The organism is Nitrososphaera sp. (assembly GCF_050748925.1).
In the GTDB taxonomy this organism is placed as follows: Archaea; Thermoproteota; Nitrososphaeria; order Nitrososphaerales; family Nitrososphaeraceae; genus Nitrososphaera.
The window spans coordinates 1-7,682 of record NZ_JBOGQF010000089.1 but is presented as its reverse complement, the minus strand read 5'-3'; the positions used below and the strand labels follow the sequence as shown (position 1 = coordinate 7,682).

The window sequence follows — 7,682 nt, the reverse complement described above, 5'->3', positions numbered from 1 at the left end:
GGGCGGCTCGACCTCGCTCACCCTCATGCTGTACATCGTAAATTCAAAGTTCTTCCACTCTTTCTTTCCTTCCGGGTCGGATATGTAGTAGCGCACGACGTCGCCGGAGGATTCCGAAGTGCCGTCACCCCTTATGGAAAGGGTATTTGAGGCGCCCCGCACCTGGAAATACGGATCTTTCGGGTCGACCTGGGTAGACGTCAGCGTCCTTGCAGAAATGAGCCAGCTCCTGCTGTCCCAGTGCTGGCCTCCGGTGTCAGGAGGGTACAGGCGCGTGATGCCAAATGTGTCATAGGGAGAGTGCATTTCCAGAAATACTGCGATTGGCCCCGACAAGGCGGCGGCAATAGTTATTGCAGCAGCCAATCCGATTATTATCGCCCGGTGCGCAAGGACCGTCTTCCGCAAGCCGGCCACAGCTTGCGGCATGCAGGCGATTGCCCGCCGCAGGATAGCGACCTTTGAAAGAATAATCGAGGCCGTCCGGAGAATGAGCCTGACTATCATGGCGTCAAGACCACAAAGAAACCCTTTGCTCATAAGCATTCAGAAAAAAGAAACTGTTACCCTGTACTAGGTTTCATAGTACCAGTCCCCTGCCATGTCCCTGCTTGTGCTGTTTGTGTACGAGCCGCTTGTCTTGCGTGCCACGTAATAGGTGCTGGTGCCGTTGAAAGCGTCCACGGCAGACCTCTTGACGCTCACCACGTCGGATAGCGATCCGGTCCCGTACCACTCGACAAGGACAGCGTCATTGGCCTGGAGTATGTATGCAGAGGAAGCGGTCACTACGAACGTCTGATCAACTGCCGTCAGGGCAGAGGCGTCTATCGTGCCAATCTCCTTGGCGATTGCGCCGCTGGAATTTCGGATGCGGACAAATATCGTCCCTGTCGTGGTGCCCGATTTTTTGAGTATGACTGAGACCCTCTTTATGGCAGAGCCTATCAGCGACGATGACGAGATCATTTTCTCTCCAATGCCGGTGGTATCGCTTGAGGCCCCCGTTGAGGACATTGTGCCATAGCTGTTGCTGCCTGCGACAGAGTAAATGTTGACAAAGTTGCCCGACGTTGTGACCTCTATAGTGATATTGATGGTAGGGGCGTCTGCAATGTTTCCCGCGTTGTCCTTTGCCCTTGCAGCTATCGTGTGAGGCCCGGCGGTAAGCACCGGGGTGGTAAACGACCACGAATCTGTGCCGGTCGCGGCAGAGAAGGGGCCGGCATCGACACTTACCTCCACCACCTGAAGGCCGCTTTCGGCATCAGACGCCGTTCCCGTGACCGTCACGGGAAATCCCGGCGCGGCGCCTGTAAGAATTTCGTCGGCGACAGGCGCAACAACGCTTATCGTGGGAAGGGTGGTGTCAAGCGGCGTCGAACTTTCATAGTACCAGTCTCCCGCAAGATCCCTTGTGGAATGATTCGTGTATGACCCATTTGCATTTCGCGTTACAAAATAGGTGTTGGCGCCGTCGAAAGCTTCGACGTTATGCCTCTTGACGCTGACCACGTCCGCGGCAGAGCCGGTTCCAGCCCATTCGACAAGCACCTTGTCATTGGCCTGGAGTATGTATGTCGATGAGGCGGTAAGCTCGAATCTCTGGTCAGCGGCAGTCAGAAGGGAGGCATCTACTGTCCCGATCTCTTTGACTATCACATCACTTGAATTTCTTATGCGGACGTTTATGGTCCCGGTGGTATTGCCGGATTTCTTTAGTATAACTGCAACCCTCTTTACGGCCGTCCCTACCAGCGACGACGCAGGCGATATCTTTTCTCCGGCGCCTGAACTTCCTGTGGAAAATATTGTGCCATAGCTGTTCTGGCCTGCAACCGAATAGACGTTGACAAACGTTCCTCCTGTCGTGATCTCTATCGTAAAGCTTCTAATGGCAATGTCCGAGGTGTTGCCAGCAACGTCTCTGGCCCTTGCGTTTACCGTGTGCAGCCCTTCCGTGAGCGGCGCAGTGGTAAACGACCACGGATCTGTGCCGGTCGCGGCAGAGAAGGGGCCGGCATCGACACTTACCTCCACCACCTGAAGGCCGCTTCCAACGTCCGCAGCAGTTCCGGTCACGTCGACTGCAAATGAAGGCGCGGGGCCCGAGAGGACTTCATCGACGGCAGGAGTGAGTATGGTTATGGTAGGGATTGTGGTATCTGGCGGTGGCATAAACCCGGGTATCTTGATCGCCTGCGCAACCGACGGGATTCCCTGTTTCAGGATAAAGATGTAGTAGTAGCCCGGCGGTGCGATGTTGGCGCTGATCGGGGCCGAGACGACGACCTCTGTTGCAGTCTTGCTCTGGATCTGCAGCCAGACGAGCCTCTGGTCGGAGTTGTAGGCGTGCGTTTCAGTGCCCACGGTGACAAGCGACACGGCATCAATGTCCAGGCCGTCAGGTGTGGGGACGGTAATGGTCCCCCCATAGGGGCCCATCACAGGGGCTCCAGAGATCGTGGGCCGTGTTGCCGAATAATAAGAGGGGACAAAATATTCTACTTGAAGTTCTCTTGACGTCTTTGAATACGTAGTCCCCGCAGCCCAGACCCTGCCGTCAGCGAGCAAGAGCGCCGACGAATGATACTGCCTTGGGACCGTCATGGCAGGAAGAGTCGTCCACGCTTCGGTTACCGGATCAAACAGCTCGGCTTCCATAATCCTGGTTGCAAACGAGTTTTGAAAAGTCGTCCCGCCTATGACGAGTATCTTCCCATCAGGCATTATGACAGGGATCGGGTGTTTTCTGCCAAATTGCGAAGGGCTCGTAAACCGCGACTGGAGCGCGGTGCCGCTGGGCGTAAGGATTTCAGCGGTATTTGTTGCAAAATCGTCGGCAGTGGCCGTTCCGCCAAATATCAAAATGCTGCCTGTTTCCGCAGCCGTGTTTTGCAGCGGGAGGAGAACAGAGCTGCCGTATCCCCTTGTTGATCCAAAAAGCATGTTTCCTGCAAAATTCCAATCGCCTGTCGCTGGATTGAATGTCCTCATCGTCTTTGACTGTCCGCAAACTGCGACGAGGCCATTTGGCATCAGGTGCATGCGAGGATAAAGAAGGACGTTGTCAGCAACGCCAGGGCCGTAGCAGGGCTGGCCTGCCCCTGGCATTATTGCCGGATCCTCGCCTTCGCCTACGCAATAGGTTACCGTCGAGCCGGGATCGTACACTATGCTCCACGTTTCAGTGGCAGGATCAAACATCTCTGCGAGCCTGTTTTGAATGCCGTATTCGTCATACCCTCCCACGACGAGCACCCTGCCGTCTGGAAGCGGCACTTGGGTGGGGTACCACCTGCCGTGGCTCATCGATGCTATCTTTCTGAGGCTGTTTGAAGCTGTGTCGTATATCCATGCGGCATTGAGGCCCAGCCACTTGCCGTTTGCAGACCTGTTGTTGTACGTGAGCGTGCCCCCCGTCAGCAGGATATTTCCATCTGGAAGCGGGCTGTGGCTGCAGCAAAACAGGTCTTCGTTGATGTTGGACAAGGGTTGAGCGGTATCGGCAACGGGATCGTATATCCCCTGCTCGAATGGCCCGAGCTCGTTCTGACCATAGAATCCGGAACCTGCGACGTAAAGTATCTTGCCGTTGTAAAGGGAAGCCGCGTGTACCGCAGCTGCATGCGTCTGCCCGCCAAGCTGCCATCCCCCATAAGCCTGAGCGGATGCGCGGTTTGCCGATTTGCCGTCCTTTAGAAATGTGGTAAACCCCAGACTCCCAAGCGCCAATCCTGCCCCCGCGGCTCCGATGATCTTGAGAAAGTCACGGCGCGAAATTCTTTCAGTCATGAGGTGGACAGCGACCGATAGCCGTTGTAATTATAAAAGTATGTTTGACTCTATAACCTATCCACATGGTATTTATCAATCAGATCTCTGTGATTTGTGGGAACAAACTTCATTTCTAGTTATTTGATCTAGGCAAATTCTTTTATCTTTCGCGGCTAACTCAAATCATATGCCAAGCCTGAAGGTGCCCTCGATTTTTCTGCTGGCAGCCATCGCCGCGGTTATTTCGAGTATTGTCCTGGCAAGCGCACTTGCAGGAGGCAGTCCAATCGCCCCGCAGGCGCAGGTCGCCACAGCTGCCAGCTTGCCTTTCCCGGTAGATATCCATACCGAGCCAAAGGTAAAGACGGGAGATGCGACGCTCAGCTCGCCGTATTTCAGGCTGGAGACTCACTGGATGGATAATTTTGGCGAGAGGCATTGCGAGGAGTGCACAATGGTAGAGTACATCCCAGGGCAGAAAGGATTCGCAGCGGCTGCGTATCTGTCGGACAAGCTCTATGATTTCAAGGGGGCGAAAAGAGTAGTGTTCTTTGCCATGGGAGAGGGAGGAGGAGAAAAAGTCACCTTTAGTTTTGCAGGAAAAGACATGCCGGCAGACTCTAAAGTGCCTGCTGACAAGATTTTTGAAAAACGGCAATTTGCGGTAAAGGCAAAGGAAGTCACATTAGAGAACGACTGGCAGAGGTTTGAAGTCTCCCTCGAAGGGGCAGACCTTGACAACGTAAAGTATCCTTTTGCATTCCAATTGACTCCCACCAAGGATGTCTCCAAAGTCAGATTCTACCTCAACGGAGTGACCTTTGATACGGAACCTGCAAGCAGGCCGCTGCCGGTTGAAAAATTGCCTACCAGCCAATGATTCGGTTCTACATTAGAACAAAGATAATCCAGTAATTTCCTTGAGGAATGTTGTTTCTGCCCTGTCGCTGGCCTCACGGCCTCTCATCCCATAACGATTTCTTCAAAGTACCGTACGACTGTTATTTCAGAAAAATCCGGAACCGAGATCTCGTTGCCCCGGACCATGTCGACTATCATCGCAGGCAGGTTGGCTCCTGCGAGGGCAGAAAATATCGTCCCTCCGCCCATCCGCGGGTTTATCTCTACAAGCTTTAGCTCTTTTTCCCGCGACTCTTTCATCTGTATGCAGCAGGGACCCCTTATCCCGACGGCCTCGGCAATCTTTTTGCACTCGTTCTGGAGCGCCGGGTGATGCACCACCTTGCCCTTGGTCGAGATGCCTTCCTTTGTCTCCAGCCTTATCCGGGGGACCGCCAGCAGCGCCTTTTTGTCCAGGTCGGAGAGCACGTCCACCGTGTATTCTATCCCGGGCAGGAATTCCTGAAATATCATTTCCTTGAACTTGGCGTCCACGTACCTTAGGCTGGCCTCGTCTTCGATCTTTATCACGTCGCGGCTCCCCTTTCCAAACTGGGGCTTGGCAATCACCGGGAAGTCTTTGACTTTTTTCGGGTCGGTCGTCGTAAACGGCAGGTTGAACCTGCTTGCCAGAAAGTTGAACGTCCTGAGTTTGTCGCGGCATGTTTCAAGGTTCTCTGGATCGCTGACGACCGGCACCGCGCCCAGGCCTTTCAGCCTGTCCCTGTACTTGCTGTAAGGGTAGATGTCGTGCCCTGATGACGGCATCAAGATGTCGACCCTGTTATCCTGCACGACCTCGCAGAGCTTGCCGATAAACTCCTCCTCGCGTGCGGCAAGTGGTATGACTGCATGGTCCGGCGTCATGCGGAATCCCGGTGACAGCGGGTCGGAATCGGTTGCAACGATTTTTCCGCCGAATTTTGCCATCCTTAAAGACTTGATGGTGTTGATTCCGGCAGGCGCAGACGCTCCGGGCACAAGGACACTCTTTACCTCTCTCATTCTAGCGTAATGCGATAAGACTTGTAGATCAGCTTTGCCATCAATTATCGGCCAAAAATAACCCAAAAAAAGCAGTTTTTGGCCCATTTTAGCGGGCGCGTCTCTGGATCAGGGCGCGGTTCAAGGGCGCGTGCTTATCTACCGATCCGCCCTCATCATTATCCCTTGAACATTCTTGAAGATTACCACGTCCATTGCAGCTACAACGACCACTCTGCCCCCGACCTGACCGTCAAAAACGTACTTAGGCGCGCAGAGGAGATAGGGCTGCAGACCATTGCCTTCACAGAGCACGTCAGGAAGACGTCGGAATGGATTCCAGATTACCTGGGCGAGATAGAGCAGGCCAGCACGCGCGTCAGGGTCGTCACGGGCTTTGAGGCCAAGATCCTCCGGGACGGGTCCATCGACTGCCCCAAAGAGTACGCCGAAAAATATTTTCTGGTGGCCAGCTTTCACACGAAATATGGCGACAAGAAGGTATGGATGGACGCGCTGAAAACGGCGACAGCAAACCCAGATGTCGACGTTCTCGGCCACCTCGCCGCGGAGGACGGCTTTGACATCGGGATGGACGAGGTCAGGGAACTCGCAAGACTGATAGTCGCAAACGACAAGATAGTGGAGCTGAACGCCAAATACCAGAGGCCGTCAAAGCCATGGCTGCAGGTCTTTAAGGATTCAGGAGTAAGGTTCAACCTCGGAAGCGACGCGCACAGCCTGCAAGAGGTCGGCGATTTCACAAAGATATCCAACCTGATTTCGATTGTGGAAGAAAAATAATCTAGAACAATCGGATTTCGTTGTGACGGTGAACCACCCCGGTCTAAACAACTAGTTTTTCAGAAATTGTTCGCCGTTCGGTAATAAGCGCTTACAAGAGATACGGAAAAGGAGTTTATTGGTCATTTCAAAGATAAATTTTGGATGTAGTCTTTAATAAAAGTCATGAGTAATTCACACCTTGCGTGGTCACACCCTGAATTATGATATCGAAAGTGTCATAAAAAAAATCGGAGTGAACTACGCTCTTGAAGGAGGCGCCAAAAGGGCGGGAGGAGTCTCTTCACTAGAAGAAGCAACGAAAAATGATCTTTGCTTTTGTTCTTTGGATGGAAAGCAAGCAGCGTCGAGTATTTCTGAATCAAAAGCCGCAATTATTCTATGCAAGTTTTCTCTACACGGGTCCGTCCACCCAAGAAAACTGCAGAGCCTCATTTTTGTAGATAATCCCGGGCTGACCTTTATTAGAATCGTGAACTTTAAGAAGAAAAAAGAAGCCAATGCAAGTGCCATTTCTCCACATGCGTTAATATCGAGGACTTCAAAAATCGGCTCCAATTGTAGCATTGGCGATTTTACAATAATTGGAAAGAACTGCTCCATTGGCGACAACACGGTAATTCATGACAGAGTAAGCCTGCTAAGGGATTGCAGAATCGGACGCAACTGTACTATTCAATCAGGCGTGACTATTGGATTTGATGGTTTTGCTTATGAAAGAATGCAAAACGGCAAGCTCGAAAGATTCCCGCATTTAAAGGGAGTGATAATTGGCGATGATGTAGATATTTGCCCAAATTGCCTAATTGGCAGAGGATCGCTTTCAGATACTGTAATCGGCGATGGCACAAAACTTGATGGTCAAGTCTATGTAGCACACAACGCGAAAATAGGCAAAAACTGCCTGCTTGCCGCGGGGACAATAGTAGGGGGGACTGCAAAGATAGGAGATCAGTGCTGGACAGGACTCCACTGCAGCATAAAGCAAAAAGTACGAATCGGCAATAACGTCATTGTTGGAGCTGGTGCTGTTGTTCTGCATGATATTGCTGATGGCGACATAGTCGCAGGTGTTCCTGCGAAATCAATAAAAGAAAAGGTGACGACGGACAAAGTTTTCATGATGGCAGGCCAGAAAAGATGAAAAAAAGTCGCTGTTGCGTCTTCCCCATATGGAGAACTAACCGATTATTCCAGAGGATCTGGCGGAGTGAAAT

5 protein-coding genes and 1 pseudogene are annotated in these 7,682 nt (G+C 52.4%); 3 read left to right on the top strand and 3 right to left on the bottom strand.

Translation table 11 applies throughout. The annotated features are described in order from the left end of the window. Window positions 1-408: pseudogene (locus tag ACREAY_RS08240) on the bottom strand (hypothetical protein); the annotation flags it as partial. 165 nt (window positions 409-573) lie between these two features. Continuing rightward, window positions 574-3,795, bottom strand: a complete 3,222-nt coding sequence (locus ACREAY_RS08235; protein ID WP_431755291.1) for a galactose oxidase-like domain-containing protein — start codon at window positions 3,793-3,795, stop codon at window positions 574-576. Window positions 3,796-3,964: 169 nt separating this feature from the next. Here ACREAY_RS08235 and ACREAY_RS08230 point away from each other — a divergent pair, with 169 nt between their 5' ends. Next, the gene (locus tag ACREAY_RS08230; protein WP_431755290.1) at window positions 3,965-4,657 is read left to right on the top strand and encodes a hypothetical protein; all 693 of its coding nucleotides are present in this window, start codon (window positions 3,965-3,967) and stop codon (window positions 4,655-4,657) included. 83 nt (window positions 4,658-4,740) lie between these two features. On the opposite strand, the gene ACREAY_RS08225 is transcribed toward ACREAY_RS08230, so the two are convergent. Further along, window positions 4,741-5,682: an ATP-grasp domain-containing protein gene (locus tag ACREAY_RS08225; protein ID WP_431755289.1), complete on the bottom strand. Its 942-nt coding sequence runs from the start codon at window positions 5,680-5,682 to the stop codon at window positions 4,741-4,743. Window positions 5,683-5,847: 165 nt separating this feature from the next. On the opposite strand from ACREAY_RS08225, the gene ACREAY_RS08220 reads away from it, so the two are divergent. Next, the gene (locus tag ACREAY_RS08220) at window positions 5,848-6,465 is read left to right on the top strand and encodes a PHP domain-containing protein (RefSeq protein WP_431755288.1); all 618 of its coding nucleotides are present in this window, start codon (window positions 5,848-5,850) and stop codon (window positions 6,463-6,465) included. Window positions 6,466-6,646: 181 nt separating this feature from the next. Further along, on the top strand, window positions 6,647-7,609 hold the full coding sequence (locus tag ACREAY_RS08215; protein ID WP_431755287.1) for a UDP-3-O-(3-hydroxymyristoyl)glucosamine N-acyltransferase: 963 nt from the start codon (window positions 6,647-6,649) through the stop codon (window positions 7,607-7,609). Window positions 7,610-7,682 lie beyond the last annotated feature (73 nt).